19 protein-coding genes are annotated in these 15,573 nt (G+C 38.2%); 7 read left to right on the forward strand and 12 right to left on the reverse strand.

Annotated features, from left to right (window positions below):
* Positions 1–206: 206 nt before the first annotated feature.
* On the reverse strand, positions 207–1,637 hold the full coding sequence (gene aspA / locus ACLHDF_RS28630) for an aspartate ammonia-lyase (protein WP_413921815.1): 1,431 nt from the start codon (positions 1,635–1,637) through the stop codon (positions 207–209).
* Positions 1,638–1,656: 19 nt separating this feature from the next.
* Positions 1,657–2,640 (reverse strand): asparaginase, encoded by a 984-nt coding sequence (locus ACLHDF_RS28635; RefSeq protein ID WP_413921816.1) that lies wholly within the window; start codon positions 2,638–2,640, stop codon positions 1,657–1,659.
* Positions 2,641–2,906: 266 nt separating this feature from the next.
* On the opposite strand from ACLHDF_RS28635, the gene ACLHDF_RS28640 reads away from it, so the two are divergent.
* Positions 2,907–3,263, forward strand: a complete 357-nt coding sequence (locus ACLHDF_RS28640) for a helix-turn-helix domain-containing protein (protein ID WP_413921817.1) — start codon at positions 2,907–2,909, stop codon at positions 3,261–3,263.
* Positions 3,264–3,285: 22 nt separating this feature from the next.
* Here the strand turns inward: ACLHDF_RS28640 and ACLHDF_RS28645 are convergent, their stop codons facing one another.
* The 3 genes from ACLHDF_RS28645 to ACLHDF_RS28655 form a co-directional block, all read right to left on the reverse strand.
* Positions 3,286–3,678 carry a hypothetical protein gene (locus ACLHDF_RS28645; RefSeq protein WP_413921818.1) on the reverse strand — a complete coding sequence of 131 codons (393 nt, stop codon included), beginning with the start codon at positions 3,676–3,678 and terminating at the stop codon, positions 3,286–3,288.
* Positions 3,679–3,820: 142 nt separating this feature from the next.
* Positions 3,821–3,991, reverse strand: coding sequence for a hypothetical protein (locus ACLHDF_RS28650; protein ID WP_413921819.1), 171 nt, complete (start codon positions 3,989–3,991; stop codon positions 3,821–3,823).
* A gap of 285 nt (positions 3,992–4,276) precedes the next feature.
* The gene (locus ACLHDF_RS28655) at positions 4,277–5,767 is read right to left on the reverse strand and encodes an MFS transporter (protein ID WP_413921820.1); all 1,491 of its coding nucleotides are present in this window, start codon (positions 5,765–5,767) and stop codon (positions 4,277–4,279) included.
* Between the two features lie 298 nt (positions 5,768–6,065).
* Here ACLHDF_RS28655 and ACLHDF_RS28660 point away from each other — a divergent pair, with 298 nt between their 5' ends.
* The 5 genes from ACLHDF_RS28660 to ACLHDF_RS28680 all read left to right on the forward strand — a co-directional run bounded on the left by ACLHDF_RS28660 (position 6,066) and on the right by ACLHDF_RS28680 (position 10,052).
* A complete protein-coding gene (locus ACLHDF_RS28660; protein WP_013083854.1) occupies positions 6,066–6,380 on the forward strand; it encodes an ArsR/SmtB family transcription factor in 315 nt (104 codons plus the stop codon).
* A gap of 70 nt (positions 6,381–6,450) precedes the next feature.
* Entirely contained in the window at positions 6,451–6,879 is a 429-nt protein-coding gene (locus ACLHDF_RS28665) for a DMT family transporter (RefSeq protein ID WP_413921821.1), read from the forward strand.
* Positions 6,880–6,891: 12 nt separating this feature from the next.
* Positions 6,892–7,344, forward strand: coding sequence for a DMT family transporter (locus ACLHDF_RS28670; protein WP_413921822.1), 453 nt, complete (start codon positions 6,892–6,894; stop codon positions 7,342–7,344).
* 240 nt (positions 7,345–7,584) lie between these two features.
* Positions 7,585–8,040 (forward strand): hypothetical protein, encoded by a 456-nt coding sequence (locus ACLHDF_RS28675; protein WP_251392668.1) that lies wholly within the window; start codon positions 7,585–7,587, stop codon positions 8,038–8,040.
* Between the two features lie 389 nt (positions 8,041–8,429).
* Positions 8,430–10,052, forward strand: coding sequence for an APC family permease (locus ACLHDF_RS28680; RefSeq protein WP_413921823.1), 1,623 nt, complete (start codon positions 8,430–8,432; stop codon positions 10,050–10,052).
* A gap of 30 nt (positions 10,053–10,082) precedes the next feature.
* On the opposite strand, the gene ACLHDF_RS28685 is transcribed toward ACLHDF_RS28680, so the two are convergent.
* The 7 genes from ACLHDF_RS28685 to ACLHDF_RS28715 all read right to left on the reverse strand — a co-directional run bounded on the left by ACLHDF_RS28685 (position 10,083) and on the right by ACLHDF_RS28715 (position 14,773).
* A complete protein-coding gene (locus ACLHDF_RS28685) occupies positions 10,083–10,502 on the reverse strand; it encodes an Rrf2 family transcriptional regulator (RefSeq protein WP_413921824.1) in 420 nt (139 codons plus the stop codon).
* A gap of 98 nt (positions 10,503–10,600) precedes the next feature.
* Positions 10,601–11,245, reverse strand: a complete 645-nt coding sequence (locus ACLHDF_RS28690; protein ID WP_413921825.1) for a hypothetical protein — start codon at positions 11,243–11,245, stop codon at positions 10,601–10,603.
* A gap of 124 nt (positions 11,246–11,369) precedes the next feature.
* Positions 11,370–11,504 carry a hypothetical protein gene (locus ACLHDF_RS28695; RefSeq protein WP_413921826.1) on the reverse strand — a complete coding sequence of 45 codons (135 nt, stop codon included), beginning with the start codon at positions 11,502–11,504 and terminating at the stop codon, positions 11,370–11,372.
* A gap of 147 nt (positions 11,505–11,651) precedes the next feature.
* Positions 11,652–12,011, reverse strand: coding sequence for a hypothetical protein (locus ACLHDF_RS28700; protein WP_413921827.1), 360 nt, complete (start codon positions 12,009–12,011; stop codon positions 11,652–11,654).
* The gene (locus ACLHDF_RS28705) at positions 12,008–12,313 is read right to left on the reverse strand and encodes an antibiotic biosynthesis monooxygenase family protein (protein ID WP_013057785.1); all 306 of its coding nucleotides are present in this window, start codon (positions 12,311–12,313) and stop codon (positions 12,008–12,010) included. Before ACLHDF_RS28705 ends, ACLHDF_RS28700 begins: the two co-directional genes overlap by 4 nt.
* A gap of 164 nt (positions 12,314–12,477) precedes the next feature.
* Positions 12,478–13,710 carry an NAD(P)-dependent malic enzyme gene (locus ACLHDF_RS28710; protein ID WP_413921828.1) on the reverse strand — a complete coding sequence of 411 codons (1,233 nt, stop codon included), beginning with the start codon at positions 13,708–13,710 and terminating at the stop codon, positions 12,478–12,480.
* Between the two features lie 268 nt (positions 13,711–13,978).
* Positions 13,979–14,773, reverse strand: coding sequence for an aminoglycoside N(3)-acetyltransferase (locus tag ACLHDF_RS28715; RefSeq protein WP_413917027.1), 795 nt, complete (start codon positions 14,771–14,773; stop codon positions 13,979–13,981).
* Positions 14,774–15,100: 327 nt separating this feature from the next.
* Between ACLHDF_RS28715 and ACLHDF_RS28720 the strand changes: the two genes are divergently transcribed.
* On the forward strand, positions 15,101–15,573 hold a 473-nt coding region (locus tag ACLHDF_RS28720; RefSeq protein WP_413921829.1), incomplete at its 3' end, for a DUF3231 family protein.

Genomic DNA, 15,573 nt, shown 5'->3' on the forward strand with positions numbered 1-15,573 from the left:
TACCCATTTAAGTTTGTCGTTTTGAAAAGACCTTCGGGCAGCTGAATATCAATCGTGATGTTTTTCACTTTTACTTGGGGGTGCTCAAATGTAATACAAAGGTGGTAAAAGAAATGACGCACTGGCTGCAACAGCTCAGAAAATGCGCCAAGTCATTCAACAAATATCTTTATAAAAAAACGGCTTCCATAAGGAAGCCGTTCTATTTACTGTCGGTCAAATAATGAACTTCCTGCAATACCAGGATTCGTCATTTCGAATGGATTTAAGATGAGATCCAATTCCTCTTCTGTTAGCACATCGTATTGAAGGCAAAGCTCACGAATTGGTTTTCCTGTTAAAATCGCTTCACGCGCAATACGAGATACGACTTCATAGCCTAAGTGAGGGTTAACAGCTGTAATAATCCCTACGCTTTTCTCTACATATTCTTTCATGCGCGTTTCGTTTGCTTCAATTCCCACTAAACAGTGATCTGTAAAGCTTCTGAAACCGTTGTTCATAATGCTGATTGATTGAAGCAAGTTAAATACAAGCACAGGTTCCATTACGTTAAGCTCCATCTGGCCTGCCTCTGAAGCAAGAGAGATCGTTTGATCATTTCCCATTACTTGAAACGCAATTTGATTAATTAATTCAGCCATAACCGGGTTTACTTTTCCTGGCATGATTGAAGAACCAGGCTGACGAGCAGGAAGGCTGATTTCCCCTAGACCTGCACGAGGTCCAGATGCCATTAAACGCAAGTCATTTGCAATTTTAGACATATTCGTCATACAGATTTTAAGCGCTGCAGATACTTCTGTATAAGCATCTGTATTTTGAGTAGCGTCCACTAAGTGCTCTGCATGCACAAGCGGCAAACCGCTGATATCAGCTAAGTGTTTCACTACATTTTCAATATAGCGAGGATCTGCATTTAAGCCTGTTCCAACAGCTGTCGCCCCCATATTTACTTCATGCAAGTGGTCACGAGTCGCGCTGATACGCTTAATGTCACGTGCTAACACGCGGCTGTATGCTTCAAACTCTTGACCAAGACGAACGGGTACAGCATCTTGAAGGTGCGTACGGCCCATTTTAATTACATGATCAAATTCTTGCGCTTTTCGTTTAAACACATCATACATATCATTCATCGTAACAAGAAGTTTATTTAATAAGTTCAGCGTTGAGATGTGAATAGCCGTTGGAAATACATCATTTGTTGACTGAGACATATTCACATGGCTGTTAGGACTTAATTTGCCATATTCACCTTTATTATTTCCCATAATTTCAAGCGCACGATTCGCAATAACTTCATTGGCATTCATATTCATTGACGTTCCTGCTCCGCCTTGAATAGGATCAACAATAAAGTATTCATGCCACTGACCTGCTAAAATCTCATCAGCTGCTTGCACAATAGCATTTCCAATACCTTCATATAAACGCTTTGTATCCATATTCGCAAGCGCTGCCGCTTTTTTTACAATTACAAGCGCTTTAATCATTTCTTCATGCACTTTGTAACCCGTAATCGGGAAATTTTCTACGGCACGTGCGGTTTGTACACCATAGTATACGTCTGCTGGAATTTGTTTTTCTCCTAGAAAATCAGCTTCTGTACGATATCCTGCTGTTTCTTGTTTCATAGCTGTACCTGCTTTCTTTTTAATTAATATCTTCTGCAATCGACGTTTCCATCATCTTTTTAACTTGGTGAGGGTCTTTGGTTTGTCCGAGCACCCACATCAATTTCGGCACAATAGCTTCTGTGTTCATGTTTTTTGAGCGAACGACGCTGTCATGATTAATCATTCGTCCCACTTCATAAATGCCCATGTCTTCTCCTTCTTCAAGACACTGAGTGGTAATGACAACGGATACACCATGATTTGTCAATTCAACAAGCTTGGCTAAAATATTGCGAACTTGAAATGGAATTCCTCCACTTCCATAGCTTTCAACAACAACGCCTTGATATACATCCTTTAATCCATCGAAAAATTCGGGTTTAATGCCAGGAAACAGTTTAACAACCGCTACATCCGTACAAAGAGATGTATTAACCGTTAACTCTTCTTTACTAGAGCGAACAGGTTTTGTGTAATCCACCGTATTGTCATGGATAGACGCCACGTATGGATAGTTAATACTTTCAAATGCATCATAACTTTTTGTACGAAGTTTAATTGCTCTTGTTCCTTGAATTACACGACCGTCAAAGACCACATAGACTCCGCCTGTATCTTCACATGCAAAGCGAATCGCATCTGCAATATTGCGCTTCGCGTCCGTTTTACTAAATGAAATAGGAATTTGTGATCCTGTAATCGCAATTGGCTTTTTAGAATGCTGAAGCATATAAGAAAGAGCTGCCGATGTGTAGGCCATTGTATCTGTTCCATGGGTAATAACAAAACCATCGTATTCATTATAATGCTCTTCAATCGCTTTTGCCATCTCTATCCAACATTCAGGCTGCATATTTGTACTATCAAGATTCATAAGAGATTTGCTGTCAATCTGACAGTGTTCATTTAAATCAGGTATGTAGCTTAGTAATTGATCTGGCTCCATTCCAGGAACAAGTCCATTTTCACCTTCGAGTGAAGCGACTGTTCCGCCAGTTGATAACAATAATAGTTTTTTCAAAACCGACATCCCCTTTGCTTAATTTCTGTAAAAAAACCTGACAATCTATCAAATAAATTATATTCATTTCGCGTACTTCATCTGTAATTATAGTAACCAGGATTCAATAAATCAAGAGAAAAAATATTCGTTTCGCGTACACTTTTCCCTATAGCAATGATATAATGAATAAAAATGTAAATTAGCTTACGATTTGAATATAGGATTTACGCGTGAGCTGAATGCCTCGGTTTTTTACATACTATACATACAAAGGAGCGTCATGAATGTTAAGCAGATTAGCTCAGCTCAGGAAAGAAAAAAAATGGTCTCTTCAATATACAGCCGACCAGCTTGAAATTGCTAAAAGCACCTATGCAGGATATGAATCTGGCTATCGTCGTCCTTCTCTTGAAGCGCTTGTTACAATCGCAGAACTATTTGATACATCAACCGATTACTTGCTTGGTAAGGAGAAGGAACCTCATGCTCCTGCAGATGCACCTATCGAATTAACATCGCCACACAATCACACGATTACGGTCGACGGTTTGGAACTTTCTCAAGAAGAAATTCAGCAGCTCACGGCTTTTATTCGTGCTAAAAGGCAAATTGAAAAAGAAGCTGCACCTGCTTCACATTAAAGAAGATTAGAAACATGTGCTTCTAATCTTCTAGCTGCCTTTCTAAATAGTCTACTACTTCTTTTGTGATTTCTTTCTCTGTTTCTTCCATCAGCTCCCCGGTTATCTTGCTGCCTGGGAGCCTCCTCGAAGAACGAATGCCAAAAAACGTGCGCACACAGTGCCAGATAGGAATAAAAAGCCCATCTAAAAACTCATCTTTTTCCAAAATACTTACTTGAATAGTGGCGTGATAACCAGGTTGAAAGGGATTTTCCCCCTCACGTATCACATCTATAGAAAGCTTTACGCCTTTCTTTTCAAAAGCTTCTTTATATTGTTTATATATTGACATGAGAAGTTCTTGCAGAGAATTTTCAACTGTATGTATGGACTTTTCTAACTGCGGTGTAAACTGTTTTGCCGTGTATTCCATCTATCTCCCTCTTCCTTCAGTTCCCTTTATGTTATTTTAGCTACTTTCATTTTATTCTATCATAAGAAAAGCACCCTTCTGTCTAGCAGAAAGCCCCGCTTTTCTATAGAAAAGCGGGGCTTATACATACCTCGGCAATAGCTTATATTGCTTTATCTTGTTTAGAAGAGGATTTTAATTTTTTATTTTTAGTTGGATCTGGCTCATTAGAAGACATGATAATATTTCCTTCGCCGCTGCACACTTTGCACTTTATAAATCCAAATTTCTTACCGGCTCCTTGGCATTGTGGACAAACATATCGAATTGGCATAAACTGTACCTTCCTTTTTTCTAATTTATACCTGCGCCCTAAAGCGCCTATGGCTAGTTTATAGTTTCATTATAAATTGTACAATCCACCCTATCAAGACGTGCCAAATTGCACATATTTAGTGCTAAGAAATCCTTTCTTTCTAAAATTCACCTGAAAAGTGAGTCGATAGACAGGAGAATTTCTTTTCTTGTTAAAAGGCAATACGTCAGAGGGAGTTTCTTATTGGATATAATTAGCGAATATTTGCGCTGAAAATTTTACGCTTTTTCACGAAGTTCAAGGTTAAACAACCGTTTTATCTCGAATTTCTTTTGAAATGGTGACGTCTTTCCAAAGCTGTTCGTATTTATAGCCCGTTAAGCTCTCACAAACCGCTTTCGCTTCAGGAGTAACATCCTTCGCAAGACCTCCTTTTTTTCTTCTTTGAATTTCAGCTAATAAAATTTTGTGATTTTTCGGACTTATTTTGAACCATATGGTTGTTATAATTCCAATAAGAATCAAGATAGCAGGTACAATCATGAACAGCTTTTGTAAACCGGCTAGTGTAGACGCTGACTGCTCTGCGTTTGGCACATAGCCAATATTCTTTAACGCAACGCCCACAAGAAAGATAGCAAGCGCTTGAGACGATTTTCGAACAAATGACATCAGCCCTGCATATACGCCTTCTCGTCTTTTCGTTGTAATCATCTCATCTACATCTGATACAAACGGCAGTACATTCCATGGAATCATGATCGCTCCCGAATGACCGCTTCCTAAGAAAAATGCCGCTAAATAAATAAGAGCTAAAGAGCTATCTTTTGTTAGAAAACTAAATAAAATAATGCCCGTTCCCCATACAATCATGCTAAAGTTATAGGTCAATTTATTTCCTAACTTGATGGCTATGTACGTAACAAGAGGAATAAACAGCACTTGCGTAATTTGTACAAAGCTTAAGGTATCAGCATAGATCGCTTCGCGAAGCATGTAATAGGCAATAAAATAAAAGAAAAGAGCATTAAACACATCCATTGCAATGTAAGATGCTAAATACATAGCAAGATATACGTTAAACGACTTATTTTTAAAGGCACTTCCGAAACTGATAAAAAGCTGCTTAAATTCTAACCAAAATCCATTTTTCTTTTTTCGCTCCACTACTTCTCCGCTGTCCCATGTTCCCTTATAGACAAAAACCCAGGGAAGAGCAAAAAGAAGACCAAAGGTAATTCCCATGATTAAATACCCTTGTCCACCTGGAAATGCATCGATGATTCGTTTCGGGAAAAAAGCACCTAAAAATGAAGCACCTTGTGAAAAAACCATGCGTATTCCCGTCATTTTCGAACGAATACTATAATCTGTAGTCATCTCTGCCGCTAGCGTATTGTAAGGAACCATCACCATACCAAACGCCGTGTTAAATAAAAGATAGGCCAAGATAAAATAGGTGTACTTAAACATATGCGAGCCTTCAATAGGAATCCACAGCATGCTGAACGTAATTGCAACTGGAATGATTCCAAAAAGAAAAAAGACTCTTCTTCGTCCTTTTTTTGTCTGAAGGTGATCAGATATGTACCCAATGGTTGGATCTAACAAAGCATCCCACACTTTTCCAAGAGCCACAATCGTTCCCGCTTCTACAGGAGAAAGCTCCACTACATCTGTTAAAAACACCATAAATAATGTTCCAATAATGAAAAAGGATCCTCCGCCAAACAAATCCCCAAATCCATACGCTATCATATTTCGAAAGCGCACTTGTTTTGTTTTCCCTTGCATATGCAGCCCTCCCCCTTAAGTAAATGAACTAGCTTCTTTTCTTATTCACTTTTTTCTATTTTACTAAACTACCCCTTAAAAAATAAGGAATATGTCATCTGTTCTACTCAAAGAAACTCAGGTGCTTTCTGATTATATAAATAGAAAAACGAAGGGATAAAACGTTCTTCTTTTTTACTCTATTGTAAGTTAACTTTTTGTTCACAGCTGTTATAATTCAACCCATCGCTTGTTGTTCACATATAAAATATAAACTGGAACATTTGACATCTGAGCTGTGAAGAATAAAATAATAAGTATGAAACCTATTGATATTTTTAAAGCATTATCTAATGAAACTCGATTAAATATATTGGAGTGGTTAAAAGAACCTGAAAAGCATTTTAAAGACAAACAAGCACATTTGCCCAAGGAGGTTAGCAGCAGAGGCGGTGTTTGCGTGGGGGATATTCAAGAGAAAGCTCAACTGTCTCAGTCAACAGTGTCCAGTTATCTTTCCATGATGCAAAAAGCAGGTTTGTTAGAGTCAATTCGGCACGGTCAATGGACCTACTATCGCCGAAATGAAGAAACGCTTCAAGAGCTTTCTTCATTCTTACGAAAAAAACTTTAACGAGTTTTTTTCATCCAATATATCTATTTTTCTAGATATATAAATATAAAGAAATATCGGAGTGATAAACGTGAAATTTTTAGTTTATTTAGTTGCAGTTCTAGGCGGTGCTGCCTTGAGTATGGAAGGCGCTATTGCCGGAGAACTTGGAAATACCGTTGGAAAACTTGAAAGCAGCTATTATATTTTTATCATGGGAACGCTCATTTTAGGTCTGACCACTTTATTTGCTGGAAAAGGAGATTTACCTTATGTCTTAAAAGCGCCTAAGTGGAATTTAACGGGCGGATTATTAGGTACCGTTTATTTAACGATTCTAGTTATTAGTATCCCTTTTATCGGAATTGGCATTTCAATGGTTGCCGTTATTGTGGGCCAAATGATTACGAGTATGATCATTGAGCATTTCGGTTGGCTTGGAAGCAGCAAAATTAAAATTAACAAAGAACGCGTAATGGCTATTGTATGTATGGGAATTGCGCTTGTACTTATTTTCTAGGAGGGTCTTACAATGAGTTTATTAATGGTGATACTTACCTTAATAGGAGGATTAACGCTAAGCGCCCAATCTTCTATTAATGGCACACTAAGTAAAAAAACAGGCACGTTTGAAACAGCTTTTTTAACCTTTGCAACAGGTGCCATGATTTTAACGATTGTCGTTGTGTTCTTTGGTCAAGGAAACATTCTCTCTGTTTTTGATGTCCCTAAATGGCAGCTTACTTGCGCTTTATTCGGAGCATCTTATTTATTTCTAACCGTTTTAGCTGTTCCTAAAATTGGCGTTACAGCAGCTAATATCTCAACTGTTATCGGTCAATTATTTGCAAGTATGATTATCGACCATTTTGGCTGGTTTGGAAGCAGGGAAGTGCCGTTTGATCTATCCCGCTGGATTGGGGTAGCGTTTATGTTGTTAGCTCTTTATTTTATTTTTAAAGGCAATAAGAAAACAGCATCATAAATTCATCATAAAAATAGCAAGTGTATATATGTAAAGGTACGCTTGGCTATTTTTTTGCACGTAAACCACATTTGAATTTTCAATCAATTATTTAGAACATATTTTATTTAAACTGAAGGGATTTTCAATAAGGTGAATTTCACAAAAAAATTGTGCATACCTTCATGCCTTTGTTCAAAAGATAATGATGCAGATCTCGAAAATCGGCTACATAAACGAACAGGTAAGGTGGGTTTTTTCGTGGGAAAATTTTTATTTTTAGCAGCATTTGTCTTTTTTTGTTTTACGCTTTCCATTTCCGCAGAAGAAAATATACCAGAAGAAAATATAGAATCACACGTAAGTCAGCCTGTTGTAAAAGATTTTATTTATCAATCTCTGGAACCTTGGGTACATCAAGATATTACTTCCCATTATGAGAAGGTTTACGGTAAACAGCATAAAAAAGTAAAAGTTCGCCCAATTAAAAAAGACGATATCGGGATACAAATGGGTGAAATACAGCCTGGTAAAGGCGGTAAGTTCACTCATATTGTACGGGTGAAAATCTTAAACTTAAAAGTAAAACCTCAGGGAGAAGATGAATTTTTTGCAACGGACACGCTCATTTATAAAGTGAATATCAATGAACTTTCTGCTGAAAATGATGTAGAAAATGTCGTAAAACTACTCGAATATAAGCATCAAGAAAGATAAAGATTTTTCACCCCTTTTGAAGGTATATATTCCTCTATTCAAAAGGGGCTTTATTATGAGGCTTGTTTTCTCCCCGTGTTTTTAGGGAATATAACGATCACCTATCCCCTAATTTCTTCATATTGCTAGTGCATAAGGTACGAACTTAATAAAATTTTGTCGGTTTATATATATTCCTGTAGGTTCTCTTGTAGGATAAAAAAGAAAGTAAAGCGCTTTAATTACTGTGGTAGAAAGGTTGAGGATAGCTGTCCTGCATAACTGGAAATCAATAGGCATGTAGAACTGCATGTAACGACAAAAGTTGACAACTGAAGATTTCAGAATAATAATAATAAAGCAACAATGTTTAATTGAAAGACTTATTTTACATGAAAGGTGTTAGTCAGATGAACAATTTACATCGAAGAATGGGAACATTCGCGTTAACTATGACGGGACTTGGATCAATTATTGGTTCCGGCTGGTTATTTGGAGCGTGGCGAGCAGCTCAAATTGCAGGACCGGCTGCTATTTTATCATGGGTCATTGGAATGGTCGTTATTTTATTTATTGCACTTTCTTACAGCGAATTAGGATCCATGTTTCCCGAAGCTGGCGGGATGGTCAAGTATACGCAGTACTCACACGGTTCGTTTATTGGTTTTATTGCTGCTTGGGCAAACTGGATTGCGATTGTATCCGTTATTCCAGTCGAAGCAGTAGCTTCTGTACAGTATATGAGTTCGTGGCCGTGGGAATGGGCAAAGTGGACAAGCCGCCTCGTAGAAAAAGGAACGTTAACTGGCGAAGGATTAGCTATTGCTACTGTGCTATTGATTGTTTACTTTTTACTGAATTATTGGACAGTTGGATTGTTTTCTAAGGCCAACTCGTTAATTACCATTTTTAAAATTGTTATACCAGGACTTACAATTGGAGCGCTTTTATTTGTAGGCTTTCACGGTGAGAACTTCACTTCTGGAAGCAGCGTCGCACCAAACGGCTGGGCGAGTGTGCTAACAGCTGTTGCTACGTCCGGGATTGTATTCGCTTTTAACGGTTTTCAAAGCCCTATTAATATGGCTGGAGAAGCAAAGAATCCTGGAAGATCTATTCCAATTGCGGTTGTAGGCTCAATTTTAGTGGCTACAGTCATTTATTTGCTTCTTCAAATTGCTTTTATCGGGGCAGTAAATCCTTCTGATATTGCGAAGGGCTGGAGTCATTTAAACTTTAACTCTCCATTTGCAGATTTAGCGATTGCGCTTAATATTAACTGGCTTGTAATTGTGCTGTATGCAGATGCGTTTGTTTCACCATCTGGAACAGGTATTACATATACAGCTACTACTGCTCGAATGATTTATGGTATGGAACAAAATAAATATTTGCCGAGTGTTCTAGGACGCCTTCATCCAATTTATGGTGTCCCGCGTCAAGCCATGTTTTTTAACTTAGCTGTTTCTCTTGTTTTTTTATTTTTATTTCGGGGCTGGGGCGTGCTTGCTGAAATCATTTCAGTCGCTACGCTTATCTCCTACATTACAGGGCCTGTTACGGTTATGACGCTAAGACGAACTGGCGGCGATTTATATCGTCCCCTTCGTTTAAAAGGATTAAGCATTATTGCGCCGCTTGGGTTTATTTTTGCTTCTTTAACACTATATTGGGCGCGCTGGCCGCTAACTGGACAAGTTTTGTTTATTATTTTAATCGGTCTTCCTATTTATTTTTATTATCAAGCAAAGGCTAAATGGAAAGGATTTCGCCAGAACTTCAAAGGCGGCGTATGGATGGTTGTATACTTACTTTGTATGATGACTATTTCATGGCTTGGAAGTGAAAAATTTGGCGGCCTTGATGTCATTAAATATGGATGGGATATGGGGATTATTGTTGTTGTTTCCCTTCTCTTCTATACATGGGCCTTAAAAAGCGGCTTCAAAACGGAGTACTTAGAGAATGGAAGAAAAGTAAATGACGGCTTAAAAGCAGCAGCGGCTGAAACAGCCGCTTCCAAAGAGTCGTAACAAAAGCACCTTGCTCATGCAAGGTGCTTTTTAGTGAGTAGTTCTAACTTTTCTCAGCACATCCTCAATCGTAATTTGATCTAAATGCCTGATTACGCTTTGCTCACTTTCTGTAAAAATTTCGTCCATCACTGTCTGAATGTTTGACTTTACAATACAGTCAGCATCAGGGTCGCCGCTGCACCAGTGAGGCTTCAGCGTTCCTGTCGATATAGCGCGGTAAATCAATCCAAGACTTATTTCAGCAGGGTTGCAGCCTAAAGTGTAACCGCCACCTAGTCCTTCTTTTGTACGAACCAAGTTGTTTTTTCTGAGTGTACTCATTATTTTCCGAACCCGTGCAGGATTGGTACAGATGTTACAAGCAATCAATTCACTGCTTGCTCGGTGATCTGGTAAATTCGCTAGAAACACTAAGCTGTGCACGGCAATGGTAAATTCGCTGTTCATCTTCCATAAACCACCTTTTTTCTTTCTCTACTGTAACGTTAAGTGACACAGTTCAAAAAGTCAAGGGCGCAGCAGGGAAAGAAAAGCTATAGTTCTTCTTATTCCCCATCTTCTTTTTTTATACTGTCTACTTCGTTAGCTGAATTGATTTCAAGATATACCTTTTTTTCTTTTAAATTGCTCGTTTCCCCTCTTTCAAAGTCCGCGCTTTTTTGATACGTTTTTTTACCGTTTGGAACTTTTACCGTTATATGTTTGTTGCTTTCTTCTATAAGAATACCCTCAACTTTACGTTCATTTCTGTCTTGTTCATCCACGACATTTTTATGTGCTTTTGCTTTTGGAGTTAATTTAATACTAGTTGCTTCTTGTTTAGCTGCATTAATTTCAGCTTCCACTTCTTTATTGACCATATCTTTTAAATTTGAGCCTTCTACTTCCACCCCGGAGCTTTTTGGTACTTTAACGAGTTGACCGTCAATTTTTAATATCACTTCTTTTTTAGCATCATTTTTTAACGTACCGATCAAGTCAAAATCTTTTTCTTTCCCTTTTTTAATATTCGGATCGTTCGAATACTGCTGTAGCTTGGTCAATTCTTGACGGTCTTCGATTGGCTTTTCCTCTGCTTTATGATTATCAGATTTTGTCTTGTTCGCCGATTCACCTGAACAAGCTGCCGCACTTCCAATCATACACATAGTGATTAAGGATAGGATTCCTTTTGATAGCTGTTTTTGCATATGTATTCTCCTTTCTCTTTTTTATTTCCACCTTTATACATATGTAAAACAAAAAAGAGTAAGACATAACTACATCAACCCAATCTAAAGACGAACAAATTCGATACATGAGCTGGACTGCTTGTTACACCGCCGCTGATTTCCTTGCAAGGCTTCGCTTTCCGCCGGCAGCCGAGGAGCCTCCTCGTCGCTTAGGCTCCTGCGGGGTGTCACCTAGTCCGCTTTTCCCGCAAGAGTCTTCGCCTTGCCCTTCAATCAACAGCTAGAAGCACCTACATACAGGAAATCTACGTTCACCCTACCAATGAAAAAATCCGAACGAGTTGGATTCTCCACCAAGAATCACGATTCATCGTTCGGATTTCCCTTCAAATAAACTACTTTTGTCCCAGCCTCTTTTTTAAAGCTATTGTTGCTTTAGTATATGATTCGCTTCTTCTAAATAAGTGACATACGCCTGTACCTGCTTATCACCATAATTATCTAGTTCAAACAGCGCTTCTTGTATAAAAGTGAAATTATCAATAATATGCTGTGTTTTCATGCCTCGGCTTGTGAGTAAATTGTTTAACCATAAGGCATAGTCAGTAAAAATTTGCAGATTGTCTAACTTATATGTTGTCTCAAGATACTTCATGTGGTAGTGATTGTCTTCATGACATCTTTCTTTACCGCGCTCTCCAAATTTTTCGAGCAAAGAAGGTTCTAACTCGTAGATTTTCTCCGTTACTCTTTCGACGATTTCATTAACGGGAAGTGAACTCATCGTGCCACCACTTTGTACTGAGAAACTTTTGGGATGACGGCTGCTAGTTCTTGATCAGGGTACTTTTTCTCTAAATCATGAATACGCTTGAAATCTTCGCTTCGTACCCAGCTTAAATAATTCTCTTTCGTATCAAATGTAAGCTGAACGGTGAGCTCCCCTGCTCGCTTATCGTTTTGAAGAAGTAGAAAATCTACAAATCCTGGAGCTTCGTCGACTGATTTTGAACGATTTTTATAAATTCCAATCACTTCTTCAGCTTTTTCATCCGGTACATTAAATGTTGAAAATACGGTGTACATCTTTGTTCCTCCCCTTATGATAAAAAACCTGGGTTCTTTTCTCTTTATTGTACATCATATAGGAGATGAAATGGTGTTACGTTTAGATTTCACTGCGTCTACAGCAGATCTTTAAAATAAAAAAGCCCCTTGAAACAGCGTTTCAAAGGGCTTTTTATCGGTTATTAGTTCTCGATTTTTGTTAGTTGTTCTGTATGTGTTTTTACACGTGCTGGATCAATTGTAATGCGTGCAACTCCTGAATCCATTGCTGCTTTTGCTACAGACTCTGCTACAGCTGGAGCTACGCGAGGATCAAATGGTCCAGGAATAACGTAGTCTGCGTTTAGCTCTTCTTCTGTAATAAGAGCTGCAATTGCTTCAACAGCAGCTTTTTTCATTTCTTCGTTGATATGAGTAGCGCGAACGTCTAAAGCACCGCGGAAAATTCCAGGGAATGCAAGAACGTTATTTACTTGGTTAGGGAAGTCTGAACGACCTGTTCCAATAACAGCAGCTCCTGCTTCTTTTGCAGCATCCGGCTTAATTTCTGGATTAGGATTTGCCATCGCAAAGATAATTGCATCTTCATTCATTGATTTAACCATCTCTTGAGATAATGCATCCGCTGCAGATACACCGATAAATACATCTGCGCCTTTAATTACATCGCTTAGCGTACCGCTTTCTTTGTTTACATTTGTATAAGAAGCCACTTCAGCTTTCACTTTGTTCATACCTTGAGCGCGGCCTTCGTAAATAGCACCTCTTGTATCACACATAATCATGTCTCGTACGCCGTAAGAATAAAGAAGCTTTGTAATAGCAATGCCGGCAGCTCCTGCTCCGTTTAAGACGATTTTTAAGTCTTTCATTGATTTGTTGACAATTTTCAGTGCATTTACAAGTCCTGCTACTGTTACGATTGCTGTACCGTGCTGATCATCATGGAACACAGGAATATCTACTTCTTTTTTCAAGCGCTCTTCAATTTCAAAGCACTGCGGAGCTGCGATATCTTCTAAGTTAATGCCCCCAAATGTGTGAGCCATTAATTTCACAGTTTCAACGATTTTATCTGTATCTGTTGTATCAAGTGTAATTGGGAATGCATCTACGCCTGCAAAGCTTTTAAATAAAATTGCTTTTCCTTCCATAACAGGAAGTGAAGCCGCAGGCCCGATGTTTCCAAGACCAAGAACAGCAGTACCATTTGTCACAACGCCGACCATGTTGCCTTTCATAGTGTAATCATACACCGTTTCTGGATGTTCATGAATTTCTTTACAAGGTTCTGCTACTCCCGGAGAGTAAGCTAAGCTTAAATCTTGAGCATTTTGAACTTCAACTTTTGATTTAACTTCTAACTTACCTTGTTTTTCTTGATGCATATGTAGTGCTTGATCACGTAGTGACATAATTGTATTCTCTCCTTTTTTTCTATACATTTAAATTTTTAATGAATTTATTTAACACTTGCTTTTTATCTCCATAATTGTAAGACAACCTGACCGAATAAATTCACTGACAAGTGCCATTATGAAACAAGGAATATAAAAAGTAAACTATCTTGCTTGAACGACTTCTACGCTTTTTTAATGTAGATTCTAGAGGGGCGTTAGTTCTCACTTGTCCCACTTTTAGTTGTCTGATATACAGACAACTAAAAAAACATACAACCACTCACTATAGCGCTTTCAAATGCGTTTCAGCGAAATCTACGGCTTTAGGCATTGAAAAGAAGAATGTACGTGCTGAACCGATTTTTTCAGCTTTTATTCCTTCTGCTTGAATAAACGCCTCACCTATCTCTTCAAACAACTCTTCTCGAAACTCTAATTCTTCATAAGTCTTCCATACTCGCTTTCCTGAATCTATAACTGGAGATCCTTTTCGAATAACGTTTCGATATGGAATACGATATTCTGCTAGATGAAAAGAAGTATTATTCCCAAACCCGACACCTAATAATAAAACAAAGGCATGTTTTTTGTAAAGCCTTTCAAGAGGAGAATTTTCGCCTAAACTAAATTCGAGGGGATGATCTCTTAAGATGTCTTCGCTGTCTTTTCCCCAAGCGGCGAATGAATACATTGGATGGCTGCTTCTTCTTACGCCAGGGTATGTTCGAAAAGTTTCCACGATTTGTCCCATACCGCTTGTTGGTGTATGAGCTGAATCATATGCGGGCATTGTTTCCCGAATAGTTTCCCACCACTCTCTTGGCACAGCCGGATTGCCCCATTCCGATGGATCCGAAAGATCGACCGACTGTGACGGCATAACGATGGTTCCTTCCTCCGTCACTGTCTCCATTAAAGCTTGAACAACTGCTACTGAACCTCCGTTTACCCACCCTAATGAAGATAGCGAAGAATGCACTATAATGGTCATTCCTTGTGTTATGCCTAACCTGCGTAAATCTTCTTTTAATGTGTCTTTCGTTCTAGGATGATTTGTTGCTTGGACAATGTGCTTCATTGTAAGCTCCTTACTTATAGTGCTGCTAGAATTTACTGCCGAACTCTAGTAATATATGTAAAACTTATGTTTCCATAATAGTAAGAATAACACTAATTGTCAAATTATTTAAAGTAATAGAAAAACTTAGTTTTATTCATATCAGTTATCATACAAACACTTTGTCAATCCGGTATTTTACGCTATTTTTAACTATCTTACTATAATAGAAAATAGTCAGCAAAACTTTTTTAGATAGCAGATATAAGTATATCTCTACAAATAAAACGCATACTAGTGAAGGTAAACATGGTAAATTATCACTTTTTTTAGGAGGATTTACGTATAATGAGTAATGTGAAGCTGCCACCTCTCACGTCCTCAGAACTTGCAAACTTATGGATGACTTATCAAGAAAAAACGATGATTATAAGATTTTTAGAATATTTCCTCGAGGATAAACAAGATTACATAGAACTTTTTGAGCTGTATTATAGCCGATCTTTAAAAAGCGTAGAGCAGATTAAAGAAATATTTGAGAACGAAGGTGCTGTTATCCCAATTGGTTTTACGAAAGATGACGTGAATACAGGAGTTCCTAAACTATATGACGACATGTTCGAAGTCATGTATATACGCTTAATGTCTCAAATTGAAACGGGACTGTTTGCTTTGCATTCCACTATGTCTTACCGAGAAGATGTCCGAAATTTCTTCTTAGAGGCAACAGCAGAAGCACAGGATATATACAGTCAATCCACACAAATATTGTTAGAAACGGGCGTCATCGCAAAACCGCCATACGTTTCTATGCCCAAAGA

Origin of the sequence: Priestia megaterium (genome assembly GCF_046599315.1) — a bacterium.
Lineage (GTDB): Bacteria > Bacillota > Bacilli > Bacillales > Bacillaceae_H > Priestia > Priestia megaterium_F.